This window comes from Isoptericola sp. GX10416, assembly GCF_056590155.1.
In genome coordinates, this window is record NZ_JBWPVO010000004.1 from 175,830 (window position 1) to 194,253 (window position 18,424).

Genomic DNA, 18,424 nt, shown 5'->3' on the forward strand with positions numbered 1-18,424 from the left:
CGGTCAGCGAACTGTCCTGCATGGCCTGGCTGACGAGTTGAGGCTGATGCTCAACAGTTCATCAAGTATGCGCACCCAGCACGCGACACTAGATTCGCCTGCATATATTGAGCAACTGGCTGCCTGCTACAGACTCGTAGTGTCAGCCGATTGCATGAAAGCATCCAGCCCTTCACGACCGAAAGAGTCGAAATGAAGTCACTGCGCGTTACCGCTTCCAGCCTTGTGGCCGCCCTGGTCATCCTTGGCTCGCCCATCAGTGGCGCCAGCGCCACACCTGGCCACACTGGCACTGAAGACATCGTCGCAGACCTCGATACGGAAGGCTCAGAGGCTACCGACGAAACAGAAGCGACCACCGCCACGCCGTACATACTTGCAGCCAGCCCAGAAGAGGCGATCGCGCTACTCGACGAACTGGAATCTCAACAAGCAGATGAAATCACCACCCGAGCTGTGAGCTTCGGACCCTGCACTCTCCACCCATCAACGATCCACTGGCGAACGTCGTCGGGCAACAAATCCATCGGCCAAAAGCCGTACACTCGATGCACGGTGCCAGTGAGCAGGATTCACCACACGACGGAACTGCGATACCAGCATTACCTCACATGGAAGGTCGCGAAGAAGAAGACCGGCGGAAACTACAACCAGAAGAATTACACTCAGAAGAACGTCGAACACTTTTGCACCGGCACTACTGGCACGAATTTTAGGGGGACAACCCTTGGAAAGATCGTCTACAAGGGGAAGTCGTACTACTCACGCGTCTACACTTCTCCGGCACGGTTTGGGTGCCGAGTATAGTGACTTCTACCTGTATTGCCGTCTTTGGATACACTCCGCTAGGGGCAGAGGTCTTCGCAGGAGTAATACCTTCAGGGTCACGACACCTCGAGCGGCTGCAACAAGAGATCTACTCCAACTACGGCAGGATTCCGTACGGGTTCGAGGGTGACGTGCCCTGGCACCGGGCCACCGAAGAAGGTGAATCCGTCCATGTTGTGGTCAGCCGCGACCCCGGTGATCCTGTCGCCATTGCGGCTTATGATCGACTCCAGGACGCGCGCAGGTCCGTGCGAGAACAGGCGGAGATCGGACGCGAGGCCCGGATCGTTACGACGACAATGGGCCATCTCGACGAGGGTGCGTTCAAAGTCACCTGACGAACGCACGCCCCGTGGGGCGGTGGGAGGTTGAACCGGGTTCGACTTCTCATCGTCCCATCGCACCTCCCGCAGAATTGCGACGGCCCTTCGATGTTGTACTCATGCCCGCTATGTTGACAGCCGGACCGCGCCGAGGATGGCGACCACCAGGTCGCGCGGCGCTCGGCGAGGACGCCTGAAACGCCCTGATGGGACCGACGTCGAGTCCTCCTACCCCGCCTTCCGACCCGACGCGCTCCGCGCCGACGGGAGGATCAACGCCGACCCGGACGCGGACTGGGTCAAGCGGACGGCCACTTCCCGGAGGCGCACAGATTCGATGCCCGCGAGCCCTACCGGTTCATCCCCCACGCCCGGCACGACGACCGCCGCGGCACCCAGCGTTTCAAGGGTCCCGCGCTGGCGGGCCACCTACGCTGCCCGAACGTGCCCGCCTCCATGCGCCTGGATGCCGCGCTGCCCACCACAACCTGCACCCCCGGCTCAACGTGCGGCTGCGGCATCACCGTCACCGTCGACGACAGCGCCTGCGAGAACATCCGCCAGCCCCACCCGTGGCAGTCCAACGCCTGGGCCCTGGACTACAACCGCCGCACCCTCATCGAAGGACTCAACGGCCAGATCCGCTACCAGAAGCTGAAGATCGACCGCGGCTTCATCCGCATGCGCGGCCTGGCAGCCACCGCTTGGCTGCTGGCGACCCAGCTCGCCGGCTACAACGCCGTCCACCTGCACGCTTGGCACACCAGCCGCCATCGGCCCGACCCGTGGCAGCAGCACCTGCGCGAAGTCGCCGACAACCGGCCGCTGGACCGCTACACCCGCACCCGCGGACGCCGAGCACCACCAGTCGTCGACGACGCCGACACGAAGACTAAAGAACACTAAAGGCCCTGGCCGTCAGGCCACGCCCTGTCATGCCCTGAACAGGCCCTGACAGCCGCTGAACAGGTCAAAGAGACCGTCGGCCACGCCCAGACGAGCCGCGAGCGCCGGACCCACTCCCGAAACCGGGCCACCGCCGTCGGGCAGGAACGACGAAACCCCCGACCGGATGAACCGGCCGAGGGTTTCGGGAACGGGTGGCTCCCTGATTCGGGAACTACCCTCACGTGCGCGAGGGGGGAGTTGAACCCCCACGCCCTCTCGGGCACACGGACCTGAACCGTGCGCGTCTGCCTATTCCGCCACTCGCGCGTGCCGTAGGAGATTAGCACGCGGCGGCCCCCGGTTCCCAACCCGATCGGGCCCACCCGGCAGGGACCTGTGTCACACCGGCGGCACGGGAGACGGCGCCCGCTCCGACCCGGCGCGCCCCGGCCTGCGCACCGTGACACGCTCGTGACCTCGGCACGCGGGTCTACCCGAGGGATTCGCACGAAATCCACAGGTTTACGGGCGCGGGTGGTGCACCCCTGCCTACGATCTGGATAGTCTGCCCGCGACAGGCACGGGTGGACGAGAGGAGGTGGCATGGGAGCGCTGGACCGCTTCGAAAAGAGCGTCGAGCGGCTGATGAACAACGCGTTCGCCAAGGTCGGGCGTGGCGGCGAGGTCAAGGCGGTGGAGCTGGCGAGCCGGCTGCGACGCGAGATCGACGACCGTGCCGCCGTCGTGGGCCGTGACCGGACGGTCGCGCCGAACGAGTTCACCATCGAGCTGAGCCCTGCCGACTTCGCGCAGGTGCAGTCGTGGGGCGCGGAGACGCTCGCCGACGAGCTCGCGACGAACCTGACCGAGTACGCGGCGTCGCAGCACTATGCCTTCGTCGGCCCCGTGAGCGTGTCCTTCGAGAACCACGAGGAGCTCACCGGCGGCCGCTTCCAGCTCCGCTCGGCCACGGTGCGCGGCAACGTGGCACCGGCGACGAACCCGGCTCCGAGCACCCGGCACCCGCTCATCGACATCGACGGGCAGCGCTACCTGCTGACCGGCCCGGTCACTGTGATCGGCCGCGACGCCGAGGCGGACATCGTGGTCGACGACCCGGGCGTCTCCCGCCGGCACCTCGAGATCCGCGTCGCGCCCGAGGGCGTGGTCGCGACGGACCTCGGTTCCACCAACGGCCTCTTCGTCGAGGGGCACCAGGTCCCGGCGGCGACGCTGCTGGACGGCAACACCATGACCATCGGCCGGACCCGGATCATGTTCTGGACAGGTACCTCGGCCGGCCGATCGAACGAGGACTGGTGATCGACCGAGGATGAGCGAGCTGACGTTCACCCTGCTGCGGCTGGGATACCTGGTGCTGCTCTGGGTGTTCGTGCTCTCGGCGGTCGCGGTACTTCGCCGCGACCTCGCCCTGCGTTCTCCGCGTTCACGCAAGCGTGCCGACGACGGCGGTGCACCGGCCGCCGCACCGGCCGCGGCGGCGAGCAGCCCGGCCCCTGCGCGCAGCTCCGGTCCGCAACGGCTGGTGGTCACGGCGGGTCCGCTGAGCGGGACCACCCTGCCGCTGTCGACGTCGTCGATCCTGCTCGGCCGCGCACCGAGCTGCACGCTGGTGCTCGACGACGACTACTCTTCGTCGCGTCACGCCCGCATCTTCCCGCAGGGGGACCAGTGGTACGTCGAGGACCTGGGCTCCACGAACGGCACGTTCATCGGCGACCAGCAGGTCACCTCGCCGACCCCCCTCGCACCGGGGGTCGGCGTGCAGATCGGCCGCTCCGTCGTCGAGCTGCAGGGGTGACGCCTTCGTGACCCTCGCCCTGAGGTATGCCGCGCGCTCCGACGTCGGGCTCGTGCGGCAGAACAACCAGGACTCCGCCTATGCGGGGCCGAACCTGCTGGTGGTGGCCGACGGCATGGGCGGTCACGCCGGCGGCGACATCGCGTCCAGCCTCGCGATCGCCGCCCTGGCGCCGCTGGACGAGACGGAGCACGGCCCGCAGGAGGCGCTGGCCGACCTGGAGCGGACGGTCGAGCAGGCGCGTCAGGACCTGGTGCACGCCTCCGAGGTGGATCCGGACCTCGCCGGCATGGGCACCACGGTGACCGCGCTCCTGCGGTCCGGCAACACCCTCGCGATGGCCCACCTGGGCGATTCGCGCGCCTACCTGCTGCGCGACGGGGCGCTCAACCAGGTGACCGTGGACCACACGTTCGTCCAGCACCTGGTGGACACCGGGCGCATCTCCCCGGACGAGGCGGAGACCCACCCCCAGCGCAACGTCGTCATGCGCGTGCTGGGCGACTTCGACGTGGACCTCACGCCCGACATGTCGGTGCGGGAGGCACGTCCGGGCGACCGCTGGCTGCTCTGCTCGGACGGCCTGTCGGGGTTCGTCCCCCTCGAGCAGATCACGCAGGTGCTCGCGGAGTGCGAGTCTCCCGAGGAGGCCGCGGACCTGCTCATCACCCTCGCGATGACCGCCGCGAGCACCGACAACATCACCGTGGTGGTCGCCGACGTCGTCGACCCGGACGACGTCGAGGCCTCGTGGGTGTCCACCTCGACCCAGGTGGTCGGTGCCGCGGCCTCGGAGATGTCGCCCGAGCTGGCCCGGCCCGCGCCGGACGCGGCCGAGGACGCCTCGCGCCGTCATGACGACGACGAGGACGACGAGGACGACGACGCACGCCCGGCACCGAAGCGACGCCCCTGGATCGGCGTCCTCGTGATCCTCGCGGTGCTGGGTGGCCTCGGATACGGCGCCTGGTGGGCGTACGGCTGGACCCAGGAGCAGTTCTACGTCGGCGTCGCGGACGGGCAGGTCGCCGTGTACCGCGGCATCCCGCAGAGCGCCGGCCCACTGACCCTCTCCCAGCCGGTGCGGCTGACGGGCACGCCCGTCGACGAGCTGCCCGCCTACTGGAGCGACCGGCTCGACGGCACGATCCGCGCGTCGTCGGAGGCCGAGGCCCTCGAACGCGCCGAGCGCCTCATCGACGACGCGCTGCCCACCCCCACTCCGAGCCCCAGCACCAGTCCCAGCCCTGAGTCGAGCGGCAGCCCGGCGCCGTCGTCGAGCCCCGCGTCCGGGTCCAGCCCGGCGGCGCGGGACGAGGGGGCCGAGGCGTGACGTCCCAGAACCTCACGGTGGAACCCAGGCAGCGCCGGCCGTTGCGCATCGCCGAGGTGTTCCTCCTGGTCCTCGCCCTGGGCGGCGGTATCGGCGGCTTCGCGATGGTCGGGCTGTCGATCCGTGGAGAGCTGCCCGACCAGTTCTGGTTCCGCAGCATGCTGCTCGCCGTGACGGCACTCGTCGCGCACGTCGTGCTCCGCCTGCGTGCACCGTGGGCCGACCAGGTCATCCTGCCCGCGGTGGTGCTGCTCAACGGCATCGGCCTGTCGATGATCTGGCGCCTCGAGATCTCCGACGCCACCGGCATGGCTCCCGCGGACGCGGCTGGCAACATGCAGGCGACGTTGCTGGGCGCCATCGTCGCCTTCGCCCTGCTCTGGGTCCTCAAGGACCACCGCTGGCTGCGGCGCTACACGTACACGGCGATGGTCGTGGGCCTGCTGCTCATCGCGCTGCCGCTGATCCCGGGCGTCGGCCAGGAGATCAACGGCGCGAGGATCTGGATCAACGTGGGCGGCTTCTCCCTGCAGCCCGCCGAGTTCGCCAAGATCGCGTTCGCCGTGTTCTTCGCCGGCTACCTGGTCACCAACCGTGACACGCTCGCGCTCGCCGGTCCCAAGGTCTTCGGCCTGCAGCTCCCGCGGCTGCGTGACCTGGGCCCGATCCTGCTCGTGTGGGCGGCGTCCCTCGCCGTCCTGGTCCTGCAGCGCGACCTCGGTACGTCCCTGCTGTTCTTCGGGCTCTTCGTCGCGATGCTGTACCAGGCGACGGCCCGGTCGAGCTGGATCGTCCTGGGCCTCACGCTGTTCGGGGCGGGCGCGCTCACCGCGGCGCGGCTGTTCCCGCACGTGGGGGCCCGCATCGACGTCTGGCTGCACCCGTTCGACGCGTCGCAGTACGAGAGGGACCCCGGCGGGTCGTACCAGCTCGTCCAGGGGCAGTTCTCGATGGCGAACGGTGGGCTGTTCGGCACCGGGTGGGGCGAGGGCCGCCCCTTCCAGATCCCGTACGCGTTCTCGGACTTCATCTACGCGGCTCTCGGCGAGGAGCTCGGCCTGACGGGCCTCACAGCGATCGTCCTGCTCTACCTGCTCGTCGTGCAGCGCGGCCTGAAGTCGGCCCTCAGCGTGCGCGACGGCTTCGGCAAGCTGCTCGCCGGCGGCCTGGCGTTCGCGATGGCCCTGCAGGTCTTCGTGGTGATCGGCGGCATCACGCGCATCATCCCGCTCACGGGCCTGACGCTGCCGTTCATGGCGCAGGGCGGTTCCTCCCTGCTCGCCAACTGGATCGTGATCGCCCTGCTGCTACGGATATCGGACAGCGCCCGGCGGCCCTCCGACCTGCCGGTGCGCGGGCAGGTCTCGGCCGGCGCCCCGGCTGCGGAACCGGAACCGATCCTCGTCGGCTCGTCCGGGTCGGACGGCGGCACCCCGGCCGACGTGACGCCCCCGGCAGGCAGCAACCTGCCGCGACGACGGGTCACCGACCGCGACCCCCACGGCACCCCGGGCGACGCGGCCCCCACCGAGCACATCGGCACCGACGTCCCGCCCGAGCATCGAGGAGGTGAGAGATCGTGAACACGACCACGCGTCGTCTGGCCGGGATCGTCATGGTCATGTTCCTCGCGCTCCTCGTCTCCACGACGTGGATCCAGTTCTTCGCGGCAGACACGCTGAACAACGACCCGCGCAACGCCCGCGCGCTCTACGCGCAGTTCGGCACCGACCGCGGCCCGATCGTGGTGGGCGGCGACGCGATCGCCAGCTCCGTGCCCTCGGACGACGAGTGGAACTACCAGCGGGAGTACGCCAAGGGCCGGCTCTACGCTCCGCTGACGGGCTACTACTCGTTGGTCAGCGGCACGTCCGGGATCGAGCAGGCCGAGAACGACTTCCTCGCCGGGTCGGCCGACGCCCTGTGGGTGGAGCGGGTGCAGAACGTGCTGACGGGCTCCGACCCGCAGGGTTCGTCCGTCGAGCTGACGATCGACCCTGCCGCGCAGCGCGCCGCCTGGGACGCCCTGGGTGACCAGCGCGGCGCCGTGGTGGCGATCGAGCCGTCCACCGGCAAGATCCTGGCGATGGTCGCGAAGCCGACGTTCAACCCGAACGACCTCGCCACCCACGACACCGGCAAGGCCAACAAGGCTTACCTGGACCTGCTGAACGACGAGGACAAGCCGCTGATCAGCCGGGCCACGGGGACGCACTACCCTCCCGGCTCCACGTTCAAGCTGGTGACCGCCGCTGCGGCGCTCGAGAGCGGGGACTACGACGAGAGCACGGTCATCGACGCGCCGGTCACGTACACGCTGCCCGGCACGCGGACCGACCTGCCGAACTACGGTGGCACGGCGTGCTCCCCGAGCGGCGAGCAGAGCCTGGCGGACGCGCTGCGGATCTCCTGCAACACCGCCTTCGCGAAGCTCGGCGTCGACCTCGGTGCCGACGCGCTGGCCGAGCAGTCCGCCGACTTCGGGTTCGGCGAGACGGTCGACGTCCCGTTCCCCGCGGTGGCCAGCCGGTACCCGGACCCCGACTCGCTGACTCCCGACAGGGTCGCGCTGTCCGCGATCGGGCAGGGCGACGACGTCGTCACGCCCCTGCAGGTCGCCATGATCACCTCGGCGATCGCGAACGGCGGCGAGCTGATGGAGCCGTTCTCCGTCGAGACGGTGCGTGACGCCGAGCTCGAGGTGGTCTCCGAGACGCGACCGTCGAGCATGGGCCGCTCCGTGTCCGAATCCACGGCTTCCCAGCTGCGGGACATGATGGTCTCTGTCGTCGAGGACGGTTCCGGCACCGCGGCGCAGATCTCGGGCGTCACGGTGGCCGGCAAGACGGGCACCGCCCAGACCTCGCGGGACGTCTCCCCGCACGCCTGGTTCACGGGGTTCGCCCCCGCGGACGACCCGCAGGTCGCGGTCGCGGTGGTCGTCGAGCAGGGTGGCTCCATGGGCTCCGAGGCGACGGGTGGCCGCGTGGCCGCCCCGATCGCCAAGGCCGTCGTCGAGGCGGTGCTGAACGGATGAGGCCCTCCATCGGGCTCTCGCTGGGCGAGCGCTACCACTTGACCCGCCAGATCGCCGTCGGCGGCATGGGCGAGGTCTGGGTCGCCGACGACAGCTACCTCGGCCGCGACGTCGCCGTGAAGGTGCTGCGCGAGGAGTTCACCGGCAACGAGGACTTTCTCAAGCGGCTGCGCACCGAGGCGCGCAACAGCGCCGCGCTCTCGCACCCGAACATCGCGCAGATGTACGACTACGGCGAGCAGGACGGCGCCGGCTACCTCGTCATGGAGCTCGTGCTCGGCGAACCCCTCGCCGACCTGCTCGAGCGCGAGCCCGTCGTCGCGCCGCGCAAGCTGCTGCCGATCCTCTCCGCGACCGCTCGCGGGCTGCACCACGCCCACCGGGCCAAGGTGGTCCACCGGGACGTCAAGCCGGGGAACATCCTGCTCGAGCACGACACCCGGAACGTCAAGATCACGGACTTCGGCGTCTCCCTGGCCGCCAACCAGGCCACGATGACCGCGACGGGCATGGTCATGGGCACCGCCCAGTACCTCTCGCCCGAGCAGGCCGTGGGACAGCCCGCGACGGCGGCCTCCGACCTCTACGCGCTCGGCATCGTGGCCTACGAGGCGACCGCCGGCCGACGCCCCTTCACCGGGTCGACACCGGTGGACATCGCTGTCGCGCACGTGAACAGTGCCGTGCCGCCCCTGTCGTCCAGCGTCCACCCGGGCCTCGACGACGTCATCATGCGGATGCTCGCCAAGGACCCGAACAAGCGGCCCGCCTCCGGCGCCGCACTGGCCGACGAGCTGGACGCGCTCGCCCAGGAGATCGCCGAGGACCCCCTCGGAGCGCGGTCCCGGGCCGCCCGCCGCGCCGCCCGCACCGGCCGCCCCGCACCCGTCCGGCACGCGCGGCCCGACGACGCACCGACGTCGGCACGCTCGCTCGACCCGGCGACACCCGCGGAGCGCCCCACGGCCGCGCAGACGGCGTCCACCCCGGACCTGCCCGACCCCGGGGCGCCGCGCAGCTACCCGGCGCGCCGCGACCTGCGCACGAACCCGCCGTCCCGCCCCACGCCACCGCGCGGCGGCCCACCCGGCCGCGCCGCGACCCGCAGCGGCCCGACGCGCACCCCTGCGTCCCGGTCGTCGAACCGGTCGTCGGGGCGCCCGGTGCGCAGCTCGACGACGACGGGACAACGTCTCGGGCCGCTCGGCCGGCTCTCCTGGCCGCTGCTCGCCCTCCTCGGACTGCTCGGTGTGCTCCTCCTGGCCACGCTCCTGAGCGGAATCTTCGGCGGGGGTGACGGCGATGCTGCCGCCCTGCCGCTCCTCGCCGGCGGCGCGCTGGTGACACGCCCCGCGAGATTGCGGACGATGACCGACCCCGGTTCTGGGATGATGCTCCAGGACCCGTCGCACCCCGCCGGTGCGACAACGACCCAGAAGGACGTCTGAGTGGTGGACAACACGCCCCGAGTACTCGCGGGCCGGTACGAGGTCGGTGAGCTCATCGGCCGCGGTGGCATGGCCGAGGTGCACATCGGCCACGACACCCGCCTCGGTCGCACCGTCGCGATCAAGGTGCTGCGGTCCGACCTCGCACGCGACCCGTCGTTCCTCGCCCGGTTCCGACGCGAGGCGCAGTCGGCCGCCGCCCTCAACCACCCGGCGATCGTCGCCGTGTACGACACCGGGGAGGACACCTCCACCGACGCGGCGGGGCAGCAGGTCCACATCCCGTTCATCGTCATGGAGTACGTCGAGGGCCACACGGTCCGCGACATCCTCGCCGACGGCGCCGCCGTGCCCATCGAGGAGGCCGTCGAGATCACGGTCGGCATCCTCAGCGCGCTGGAGTACTCCCACCACGCCGGGATCGTGCACCGCGACATCAAGCCCGCCAACGTCATGATCACGCCCACGGGCGCCGTCAAGGTCATGGACTTCGGCATCGCGCGCGCGATGGCGGACTCCGCCGCGACCATGACGCAGGGGCAGGCCGTCATCGGCACCGCCCAGTACCTGTCGCCCGAGCAGGCGCGCGGCGAGCAGGTCGACGCCCGCAGCGACCTCTACTCCACCGGCTGCGTGCTCTTCGAGCTGCTCACCGGGCGCCCGCCGTTCGTGGGCGACTCGCCGGTCGCGCTCGCCTACCAGCACGTGGGTCAGCAGCCGCAGCGGCCCAGCGAGATCGCCAACGACGTGCCCGAGGTCCTGGACCGCATCGTCCTCAGCTCGCTGGCCAAGGACCGCAACGACCGCTACTCCTCGGCAGGGGAGTTCCGCTCCGACCTCGAGTCGGCCGTGCGCGGGGGCAACATCATGGCCCCGGCGCTCGGCGCCGCGGCAGCCGGTGCCGCAGCCGCCTACGGGGCGACGCAGGTGCTCGGCGACCCCCAGGGCACGCAGGTCATGTCGCCCACCGGCGGGCCCGCGCCCTGGGGCCAGACCGGGCTGCCCGTCGACCAGACGGCGGCCGGTACCGCCGTCCCTCCCGGCGAGGAGGAGGAGAATGGCAACCGCAAGTGGCTGATGTGGACGCTCATCGGCGTCGGCGTCCTGGCCCTCGCCGCGATCCTCTTCTTCTGGCTCAGCAGCGGCGAGGACGAACCGACGCTCGCCACCGTGCCCGAGCTGACCGCGAACATGAGCCCGACTGAGGCGAAACGCGCCATCGAGGACGTCGGGCTGGTCTACTCCGAACGGGTGGACGACGAGTCCGACGAGCCGGAGAACACGCTCACCCGCTCCGACCCGGCCAGCGGCGAGCAGGTCCCGGAGGGCTCGCAGGTGCTCGTGTACTTCTCCGGCGGGCCAGAGACCTTCTCGATGCCCGACGTGACGGGCAGGAGCCTCGAGGAGGCCGAGCAGGAGATCGCGGATGCGGGCCTGGTGGTCGGCGACCGGGAGGAACAAGCCAGCTCGAGCGTGGACGAGGGCGACGTCATCTCGACCGACCCCGGGCCTGGCGCCGCGGTCAACCCCGGGGACACCGTGGACATCGTCTGGTCCAACGGGCAGGTCGAGCTGCCGGACCTCCTCGGGATGTCGGAGGAGGACGCCAAGGCCACGCTCGAAGAGCTCGGGCTCAGCCATGGCACCAGCAGCGAGCCGGTGCAGGACCCGAACGACGTCGGCAAGGTCGTGAACCAGTCGCCCGAGGCGGGCACCGTCGGTCAGGACACCACCGTCGAGCTCACCATCGGTGAGGAGCCCGAGGCGGAGACGGTGCAGGTGCCGAACGTGGAGGGTATGAGCGCCGAGGAGGCCGAGAGCGCGCTCGGTGGCCAGGCCAACCTGAACCCGATCCAGCGGACCGAGTCGTCGGCCGACTACTGCCCGGGCTACGTCGCGCGGCAGGAGCCACCGGCCGGGACCGAGCGGGAGGTGGGGTCCGACGTGACGATCATCGTCTCGACGGGCGCCGAGGGCCAGGACTGCAGCGCCGGCGAGGCGACCCCGGCACCGCCCGAGGACGACGACGGCCCCGGCCTGGGGCTCGGCGACGACTGACCCAGCCCGGACGCGACCGGAGGTGGCGCCGCTCAGCCCTGGTGGACGAGCGGCGCCATCCCGGCGGACCGCTCCACGGCCGCCGGGTCGCCGCACACCGCGAGCCAGTTGGCGAGCAGGCGGTGACCACCCTCGGTCAGCACCGACTCGGGGTGGAACTGCACCCCGTGCAGCGGCAGGTCGCGGTGCTGCACGCCCATGACGACCCCGGTCGCCGTCGTGCACGTGACCTCGAGCTCGGCCGGCACCGTGCGCGGCTCCACCGCGAGGGAGTGGTAGCGCGTCGCGGTGAAGGGTGAGCCCAGGCCGTCGAGCACCCCGTGGCCCTCGTGCTCCACCTCGCTCGTCTTGCCGTGCATCAGCTCGGCGGCGTGCGACACGGTCGCCCCGTAGACCTCGGCCAGCGCCTGGTGGCCCAGGCAGACACCCAGCATCGGCGTCCGGGAGCGGGCGCAGGCGCGGATCACGTCCTCCGACGAGCCCGCCTCCTGGGGCGTGCCCGGCCCGGGCGAGACGAGGACGCCGTCGAAGGGCGTGCCGTCGTCGTGCCAGAAGCGGCCGTCCGCGTCGGGCTCCGGCACGGCGTCGTTGCGCACGACGGTGGTGCGCGCCCCGAGCTGGTCGAGGTAGCCGACGATCGTGTAGACGAAGGAGTCGTAGTTGTCGACGACGAGGATGGAGGTCATGGGTGCGCCTCGACGGTGTTGTCGTTGATGGGGACGTACGCGGACAGCCAGGGGAAGACCCACTCGAAGCAGGCCCACACGAGGGCCACGAACACCACGAGCAGCAGCAGCACCCGGAACCACGCGGGTCCAGGGAGGATACGCCACAACGCGCCGTACATCACGCCTCCCCGTCATCGATACCGCGCACCTGGACGCCGGCCTCGACGAGCTCGATGGGTGTGCCCTCCTCGACGGGAGCCCAGTAGTCCAGCTCAGCGTGGACGATGTACCGCTGGGCCGCTGAGTACATCGGGTGGCACGCGGTCAGGGTGAGGAGGCGCTCGGTCAGCTCCGGCACCGGGTCACCGGCCTGCAGGCCGGGCACGGGTGCGATGACCTCCACCTCGTGGGGCCACACGATCTCGTGCGTCGTCGTGCGGTACACGTACCAGGTGTCCTCCGTGCGGAAGACGAGCGGGTCGCCCTCCTTCAGGTCCGCGACCTGGTGGTACGGCTTGCCGTACGTGGTGCGGTGACCGGCCGTGGCGAAGTTGCCGAGGTCGCCGGGCATCGCCGTGCCCGGGTAGTGGCCCGCCCCGAGCCGGTCGAGCACCCGCGCCTTGTCCACGCCCTGGGCGACGGGGGTCACGAAGTCGTCGCCCCACCGGGGCACGTACAGCTCGGCGAAGACCGTCTCGTCCGCGGGCTCCTCCATGACGGGCGGTTCGTCCCGGTGCTCGCTCGCGATCGCCGGGCCGTCGTCGACCTGGAGCGGGGGCGGCTCGGGCCACTCGAGCTCGGCGAGCACCTGGGTGTGGATGCGCCCGGCCTGGACGTCGGTCCACCACAGCTGCCACACGACGAACAGCCCGAGGAACACCCCGGCGGTGATGAGGAGCTCGCCGACGACGCCGATCGTCGCGCTGAGGGCGCCGCCCCGGCGCCCGCGCGCGTGCCTCACGAGAACACGTCCGTGCCTTCGGGCACGGTGGCGTGCTGCAGCTCCTGGCCCCCGGTGTAGGCGGGCATCTCGACGCCGTCGAGCTCCTGGACCTGGTAGCCGAGCCCGATCCAGTCCACGTACTGCTTGTAGGTGGCGACGCCCGGGGAGGCCTCGAGGGCGGCCCGCAGATCGTCCGGCTCGCCGATGACCTCGATGACGTACGGCGGGGAGAAGACCTTGCCGTGCAGCAGCAGGATGTTGCCCGAGCACCGGAAGGCGCTGGTCGACGTGACGCGCTCACCCTGCAGCGTCATCGCCTCGGCACCCCCGGCCCAGAGCGCGTTGACGACGTGCTGCACGTCCTGCTGGTGCACCACCAGGTCGTCGGGCCGCACGTCGGGGATCTCCAGGGACGACGACGGCGCGTCCTCGAGCGCGACGCTCAGGCCCCGCCCGGACACCGGCCAGGCGCCGGAGACCACCGCCTCCTGGGCACGCAGAGCGGGATCACGCCGAGGGGCGTCGACGTCGACCGCGTCACCGAGCCGGTCCACCTCCTCGTCCAGGCGGCTCGCCTGCTCGCTCAGCTCCTCCACACGAGCCGACTCGGCGGCGATCACCGACGCGAGGTCGTCGCCGTGGCGGCTGTCCCGCTCGTCGGCGAGCTGGGCGCTGGCGGTGAAGAGCACGCCGGACAGCGCGAGCACGCCCGCGACGGAGATCGCGGAGCGGATCCGTGGTGACATCGCGGGCCTCCTCCCTCGTGTTGCCGGTCCTGGTGCGGCTGGCCACTACGCTAGACGAAAATCCCGTCGTCGGCGGTCGAGAATTCGTCTCGAACGTCGCAGAACACCCTCACAGGAGTGCACCCCGTGTCCGAGCCCAAGCCCGAGAAGAAGTTCGATCCCGTGCCCCGGAAGTCTTCGGCCAATCCCCGCTGGCTCGTCCCCACGATGCTCGGACTGATGCTCGCCGGACTCGTGTGGATCGTCACCTACTACCTGACGAGCCAGAGCCTCGGGCTGCCGGTGCCGCAGCTCGGCAACTGGAACCTCCTGGTCGGCTTCGTCCTCATCATCGCCGGGTTCTCCCTGACCACACGCTGGAAGTGACCTGGGCTGTACAAGTTCCACAGGTGTGATTCCACACCTGTGCATATCTCTGGGGATAACTCGTACGGTCCCTGCCGTCAGAGCATCGGCAGGGACGCGACGGCCGAGTACTTCCACACCGTGAGGGCGACGAGGACGACGCCGACCGCGGCCGGGAGCACCCAGCCCACGAGCTTCTGCCGTTCCCTCGGCGCAGCGGCGTAGCCGGCACCGACAGCGAGCCCGACGACGAGCCCGCCGACGTGTGCCTCCCAGGCGATGTTGTCCACGAACAACGGCAGCGCCATGTTGATCGCGATGAGGACCACGATCTGACCGGCGTCGCGTCTCATGCGACGCAGCACCGGGATGATCGCGCCGAACAGACCGAAGACGGCCCCCGACGCCCCGACCGCCGCGGTGTACCAGCTCGCGCCCAGCGGGTCGGCCAGCAGGAGCACGCCCACCGAGCCGCCCACGGCCGCGAGCACGTAGAGCGCGAGGTACCGGCCGCGCCCGAAGGCCTGCTCGAGGAACGGTCCCACGAGCCACAGCGCGTACATGTTGAACAGGATGTGCAGCGGGCTCGTGGAGTGCAGGAACGCGGCTGTGAGGAAGCGCCACGGTTCCACCTCGCCGATCGAGGCGGAGAACGCCCACTGCTGCGTCCAGGCGCCACCCGTCGTGAGCTGCAGGATCCAGCTCATGACGCACAGCCCCATGATCGTCAGGGTCACGACGGGACGCCCGCCGCGGACCGCTCCGCCGAAGACCGTCCTGGTGCCCCGGGCGGCCTTCGCCGTCTGCGCCACGCAGTCGACGCACTGGACCCCCACGGGGGCGGGGCGTTGGCACTCCGGGCAGGTCGGTCGGCCGCAGCGCTGACACCGCACGTACGCGACCCTGTCAGGGTGCCGCGGGCAGACCGGCGGTGCCTCGCCCGGCCGCCCGTCCGGCGGCTGCTGCGGGGTGCTGATGGTGGGGCCCTCAGTCCTCGATCGTGACGTGCTCGATGACGATGTCCTCGACCGGACGGTCACCGGGGCGCACCTTGGTCGCACCGATGGCGTCGACGACGGCGCGCGACTCGTCGTCCGCGACCTTGCCGAAGATCGTGTGCTTGCCGTTCAGCCACGAGGTGACCGTCGTGGTGATGAAGAACTGCGAGCCGTTGGTGCCCTCGACCTCGCCGGTGACGGGGTTGCGGCGCTTGCCGGCGTTCGCCATCGCGAGGAGGTACTTCTGGTCGAAGGAGAGCTCGGGGTGGATCTCGTCCTCGAAGGTGTAGCCCGGGTCGCCCGTGCCGGTGCCCAGCGGGTCGCCGCCCTGGATCATGAAGTTGTCGATGACCCGGTGGAAGATCACGCCGTCGTAGAGCGGGTCGGTGCGCTCGGCGCCCGTGCGCGGGTCGGTCCAGACCTTCGTGCCCTGGGCCAGGCCGACGAAGTTCGCGACCGTCTTCGGCGCGTGGTTCGGGAAGAGCTCGAGGCGGATGTCACCGGCAGAGGTGTGGAGAGTTGCGAACATTGCTCCATCATCGCACCGGTGACCCCGATGAACGCCACCGGGCGTGTAGCGGTGCGACCCGACGCGACGAGTGGCACAGTGGTCGCATGGTGCAGACCCCGAAGATCGACTCCGCCAAGGTCAAGGACTCCGCCGCGGAGGTCACGGCCGCGCTCGTCGGCGCGGGATCCCGTGCCGCGGACAGCGCCAAGGACGCCGCGGGCCAGGCCAGACAATGGGCCTCCCCACGTGTGGACTCGTTCGTCGAGTGGCTCCGGCCACGCGTCGAGCAGGCGTGGAACGAGAGTGTTCAGGCCGCCGCGCCGCGTGTCGAGCAGGCCGCCGGCAGGACCGGCCCGCTCGTCGACAGTGCTCACGACAAGATCGTGGACGAGTACCTGCCCAAGCTCGTCGACGTGTTCAACGACGCTGCCAGCCGGGCGGCGATGACGACCGAGGAGGCGGCCAAGGTTGCCAAGAAGGCCGCGAAGGCGGCCGAGAGGTCGGCGCGCAAGGCCCAACGCAGGTCGCGTCGTCGCAAGACGTTCGTGTGGACGGTGGTGCTCGGTGGTGCCGCCGCCGCGGGCTACGCGTTCTACCGCCGTGCACAGCCGCAGAACGACCCGTGGGCCGAGCCCTGGGAACAGTCCACCGCACCCGACTTCGACGGCGTCGCGCGCGACGCGCGCCACGTCGTCGGTGACGCGGCCGAGGCGGTGGGCGAGGCCGCCGGTGCGGCCGTCGCCAAGGGCAAGGAGGCCACCGAGAAGCTCTCGAGCAGGGCTTCGGAGGCCAAGGAGGAGGCGAAGGAGAAGTCGGCTTCCCGGACCTCCCGGACCCGCAAGTCGGCGGCGAGCACGACCAAGGATGCGGTGGACGACGCCGCAGCCGGCGCCAAGAAGGCCACCGACGCCGCCCAGAAGAAGGCCGACGAGGCTGTGGAAGCAGCCGACGAGGCCGTCGACAAGACGGACGACGACAAGAAGTAGTCCGCGCGACGTCGCGTCGCCGGAACGACACGAGCCCCCGTCCTGATCAGGACGGGGGCTCGTGTTGTCGACGGGGTCAGGAACGTCGTCGCGCCCGGTACGCCGCGGCGTTGACGCGGTTGCCGCACGCGGCCATGCCGCACCATGTCCTCCGTGCCCCGCGGGACCGGTCCAGGTAGAGGCGGGTGCAACCCTCCCGCCCGCACTCCTTGATCCGGGCGGAGCGGTCCGCGAGCACGACCATCCCGCGGCGCGCGATGAACGACAGCACCGCGCGGACGTCGCCCGCGCGGTGCACGCCCTCGTCGTCGAGGGTGATCGACGGCGTCGGCCCGGCCGCGACCGTGTTCACGACGTCGAGGCTCCGGCGATCGAACGGCCGGTCGTGGCAGTGGTCCTGCGCGAGCCGGTAGACGGCCTCACGCAGCGACAGGGCGTCGGTGAACGCGTCGGCGTCGACGTCGACGGTCGGCACCTCGTCGCACCGTGCCGTCCACCGCACCAGGTCAGCCGGGGTCATCAAGAGGTCGACCGGGTCGTCGTGCCGCCGGAGCACGGTACCGGTGAGGTCGAGTGCGGGGTTTCCGCTGACGAACATGATCTCCACGTCATCATCTTGACCAGTGACGCACGGCGATGGCAAGGTCGTCAGTATCTGAACCAGTGACGAAGGGAAGACGCGGTGCGTGGTCTCGACCGGAGGCGGACAGTGGTCGTCGACGTGCTCGGCACCCTGGTTGACGAACGCACCGGCCTGCACGCCGAGATCTCGTTCGCCGCGCCGAGGGCGGACGGGGCGTTCGTCGCCCGGCTGGCCACGACGTGGCAGGAGCACGTCACGGACCAGCAGCAGCGCGTCGTCGAAGGTCGGCGGAGCTACATCGACGCCAGTGCTCTGGATGCCGAGGCGGCCGCGCTCGTGGCGTCGCGGGCCGGGATCGCCGACCCGCGGGCGGTGCACCGCCTGGCTACCGCCCGCCGCCGGCTCCCGGCCTGGACGGACACCGTCGATGCCCTGACCCGCCTCGCCCACCGCGTCACGGTCGTCGCGCTGTCCAACGCCGGCGCGGCAGACCTCGATTCTCTGCGTCGGTACGCGGGCCTGCGCTGGCATCACGCCGTGTCCAGCGACGACGTTCGCGCCTACAAGCCGGATCCGCGCCTCTACGCGCGGGCGGTCGAGGTCGCGGGCGGCCGCCCTGAGGACTCCGTCATGGTGGCGGCGCACACGTGGGACCTCCGTGGAGCACAGGCCGCGGGGATGCACACCGCGTATGTCCACCGACCGGGTGGCGACCCGCCCCGGCCTGACGACGTCCTCGATGCGCAGGTCGGCAGCCTCGCCCAGCTGGTGGCCGCGCTGTGAGCTTCGGGCGTTCGCGTCCGTAGGGCGCGGCGTCGCGCCCGGTACGCCGATGAACCGTTTAAGCGCGGCCCCGCCGGTGACGGCAGGGAACCGCTTACCCTAGTCTCGGTCCTCACCGGATGTA

The 18,424-nt window shown here is 70.5% G+C and carries 19 protein-coding genes and 1 tRNA gene; 12 read left to right on the forward strand and 8 right to left on the reverse strand.

Annotated features, from left to right (window positions below):
* The first annotated feature begins 192 nt into the window (after nt 1-192).
* Nucleotides 193-807, forward strand: a complete 615-nt coding sequence (locus tag ACWAT2_RS08550; protein WP_402374845.1) for a hypothetical protein — start codon at nt 193-195, stop codon at nt 805-807.
* Between the two features lie 788 nt (nt 808-1,595).
* Nucleotides 1,596-2,057 carry a hypothetical protein gene (locus ACWAT2_RS08555; protein WP_402374847.1) on the forward strand — a complete coding sequence of 154 codons (462 nt, stop codon included), beginning with the start codon at nt 1,596-1,598 and terminating at the stop codon, nt 2,055-2,057.
* A gap of 225 nt (nt 2,058-2,282) precedes the next feature.
* Here the strand turns inward: ACWAT2_RS08555 and ACWAT2_RS08560 are convergent.
* Nucleotides 2,283-2,366 (reverse strand) — tRNA-Leu (locus ACWAT2_RS08560).
* Between the two features lie 276 nt (nt 2,367-2,642).
* Here ACWAT2_RS08560 and ACWAT2_RS08565 point away from each other — a divergent pair.
* From ACWAT2_RS08565 to pknB, 7 genes are read left to right on the forward strand one after another with little or no spacing between them, the layout of a single operon-like run.
* Nucleotides 2,643-3,362, forward strand: a complete 720-nt coding sequence (locus ACWAT2_RS08565; RefSeq protein ID WP_402374849.1) for an FhaA domain-containing protein — start codon at nt 2,643-2,645, stop codon at nt 3,360-3,362.
* Nucleotides 3,363-3,372: 10 nt separating this feature from the next.
* A complete protein-coding gene (locus ACWAT2_RS08570) occupies nt 3,373-3,861 on the forward strand; it encodes an FHA domain-containing protein FhaB/FipA (RefSeq protein ID WP_402374851.1) in 489 nt (162 codons plus the stop codon).
* A gap of 7 nt (nt 3,862-3,868) precedes the next feature.
* Nucleotides 3,869-5,194, forward strand: a complete 1,326-nt coding sequence (locus tag ACWAT2_RS08575; RefSeq protein ID WP_402374852.1) for a PP2C family protein-serine/threonine phosphatase — start codon at nt 3,869-3,871, stop codon at nt 5,192-5,194.
* Nucleotides 5,191-6,777: an FtsW/RodA/SpoVE family cell cycle protein gene (locus ACWAT2_RS08580; protein ID WP_480048794.1), complete on the forward strand. Its 1,587-nt coding sequence runs from the start codon at nt 5,191-5,193 to the stop codon at nt 6,775-6,777. Before ACWAT2_RS08575 ends, ACWAT2_RS08580 begins: the two co-directional genes overlap by 4 nt.
* Nucleotides 6,774-8,231, forward strand: a complete 1,458-nt coding sequence (locus ACWAT2_RS08585) for a peptidoglycan D,D-transpeptidase FtsI family protein (protein ID WP_402374854.1) — start codon at nt 6,774-6,776, stop codon at nt 8,229-8,231. The genes ACWAT2_RS08580 and ACWAT2_RS08585 overlap by 4 nt, the downstream gene beginning before the upstream one ends.
* Nucleotides 8,228-9,679, forward strand: a complete 1,452-nt coding sequence (locus tag ACWAT2_RS08590; RefSeq protein WP_402374855.1) for a serine/threonine-protein kinase — start codon at nt 8,228-8,230, stop codon at nt 9,677-9,679. The genes ACWAT2_RS08585 and ACWAT2_RS08590 overlap by 4 nt, the downstream gene beginning before the upstream one ends.
* A complete protein-coding gene (gene pknB / locus ACWAT2_RS08595; RefSeq protein ID WP_449768914.1) occupies nt 9,680-11,737 on the forward strand; it encodes a Stk1 family PASTA domain-containing Ser/Thr kinase in 2,058 nt (685 codons plus the stop codon).
* Between the two features lie 32 nt (nt 11,738-11,769).
* Here the strand turns inward: pknB and ACWAT2_RS08600 are convergent, their stop codons facing one another.
* The 4 genes from ACWAT2_RS08600 to ACWAT2_RS08615 are packed head-to-tail and all read right to left on the reverse strand — an operon-like array spanning nt 11,770 to nt 14,094.
* Entirely contained in the window at nt 11,770-12,423 is a 654-nt protein-coding gene (locus ACWAT2_RS08600) for an aminodeoxychorismate/anthranilate synthase component II (RefSeq protein WP_402374858.1), read from the reverse strand.
* Complete coding sequence (locus tag ACWAT2_RS08605) at nt 12,420-12,584, reverse strand: hypothetical protein (protein ID WP_402374860.1); 165 nt, start codon at nt 12,582-12,584, stop codon at nt 12,420-12,422. The genes ACWAT2_RS08600 and ACWAT2_RS08605 overlap by 4 nt, the downstream gene beginning before the upstream one ends.
* Nucleotides 12,584-13,366, reverse strand: coding sequence for a class E sortase (locus ACWAT2_RS08610; RefSeq protein WP_402374862.1), 783 nt, complete (start codon nt 13,364-13,366; stop codon nt 12,584-12,586). The genes ACWAT2_RS08605 and ACWAT2_RS08610 overlap by 1 nt, the downstream gene beginning before the upstream one ends.
* Nucleotides 13,363-14,094: a DUF881 domain-containing protein gene (locus ACWAT2_RS08615; protein WP_402374864.1), complete on the reverse strand. Its 732-nt coding sequence runs from the start codon at nt 14,092-14,094 to the stop codon at nt 13,363-13,365. The genes ACWAT2_RS08610 and ACWAT2_RS08615 overlap by 4 nt, the downstream gene beginning before the upstream one ends.
* A gap of 126 nt (nt 14,095-14,220) precedes the next feature.
* On the opposite strand from ACWAT2_RS08615, the gene ACWAT2_RS08620 reads away from it, so the two are divergent.
* Entirely contained in the window at nt 14,221-14,460 is a 240-nt protein-coding gene (locus ACWAT2_RS08620) for a cell division protein CrgA (RefSeq protein ID WP_402374866.1), read from the forward strand.
* Nucleotides 14,461-14,537: 77 nt separating this feature from the next.
* Here ACWAT2_RS08620 and ACWAT2_RS08625 read toward each other — a convergent pair whose 3' ends face one another.
* Nucleotides 14,538-15,251: a rhomboid family intramembrane serine protease gene (locus ACWAT2_RS08625; protein WP_402374868.1), complete on the reverse strand. Its 714-nt coding sequence runs from the start codon at nt 15,249-15,251 to the stop codon at nt 14,538-14,540.
* Between the two features lie 175 nt (nt 15,252-15,426).
* Entirely contained in the window at nt 15,427-15,966 is a 540-nt protein-coding gene (locus ACWAT2_RS08630) for a peptidylprolyl isomerase (RefSeq protein ID WP_402374870.1), read from the reverse strand.
* Nucleotides 15,967-16,052: 86 nt separating this feature from the next.
* Here ACWAT2_RS08630 and ACWAT2_RS08635 point away from each other — a divergent pair, with 86 nt between their 5' ends.
* Nucleotides 16,053-16,934 carry a hypothetical protein gene (locus ACWAT2_RS08635; protein ID WP_402374872.1) on the forward strand — a complete coding sequence of 294 codons (882 nt, stop codon included), beginning with the start codon at nt 16,053-16,055 and terminating at the stop codon, nt 16,932-16,934.
* Nucleotides 16,935-17,010: 76 nt separating this feature from the next.
* On the opposite strand, the gene ACWAT2_RS08640 is transcribed toward ACWAT2_RS08635, so the two are convergent.
* Nucleotides 17,011-17,532: a CGNR zinc finger domain-containing protein gene (locus ACWAT2_RS08640; protein ID WP_402375110.1), complete on the reverse strand. Its 522-nt coding sequence runs from the start codon at nt 17,530-17,532 to the stop codon at nt 17,011-17,013.
* A gap of 84 nt (nt 17,533-17,616) precedes the next feature.
* Here ACWAT2_RS08640 and ACWAT2_RS08645 point away from each other — a divergent pair, with 84 nt between their 5' ends.
* Nucleotides 17,617-18,300 (forward strand): haloacid dehalogenase type II, encoded by a 684-nt coding sequence (locus ACWAT2_RS08645; protein WP_480048800.1) that lies wholly within the window; start codon nt 17,617-17,619, stop codon nt 18,298-18,300.
* The last annotated feature ends 124 nt before the right edge of the window (nt 18,301-18,424 follow it).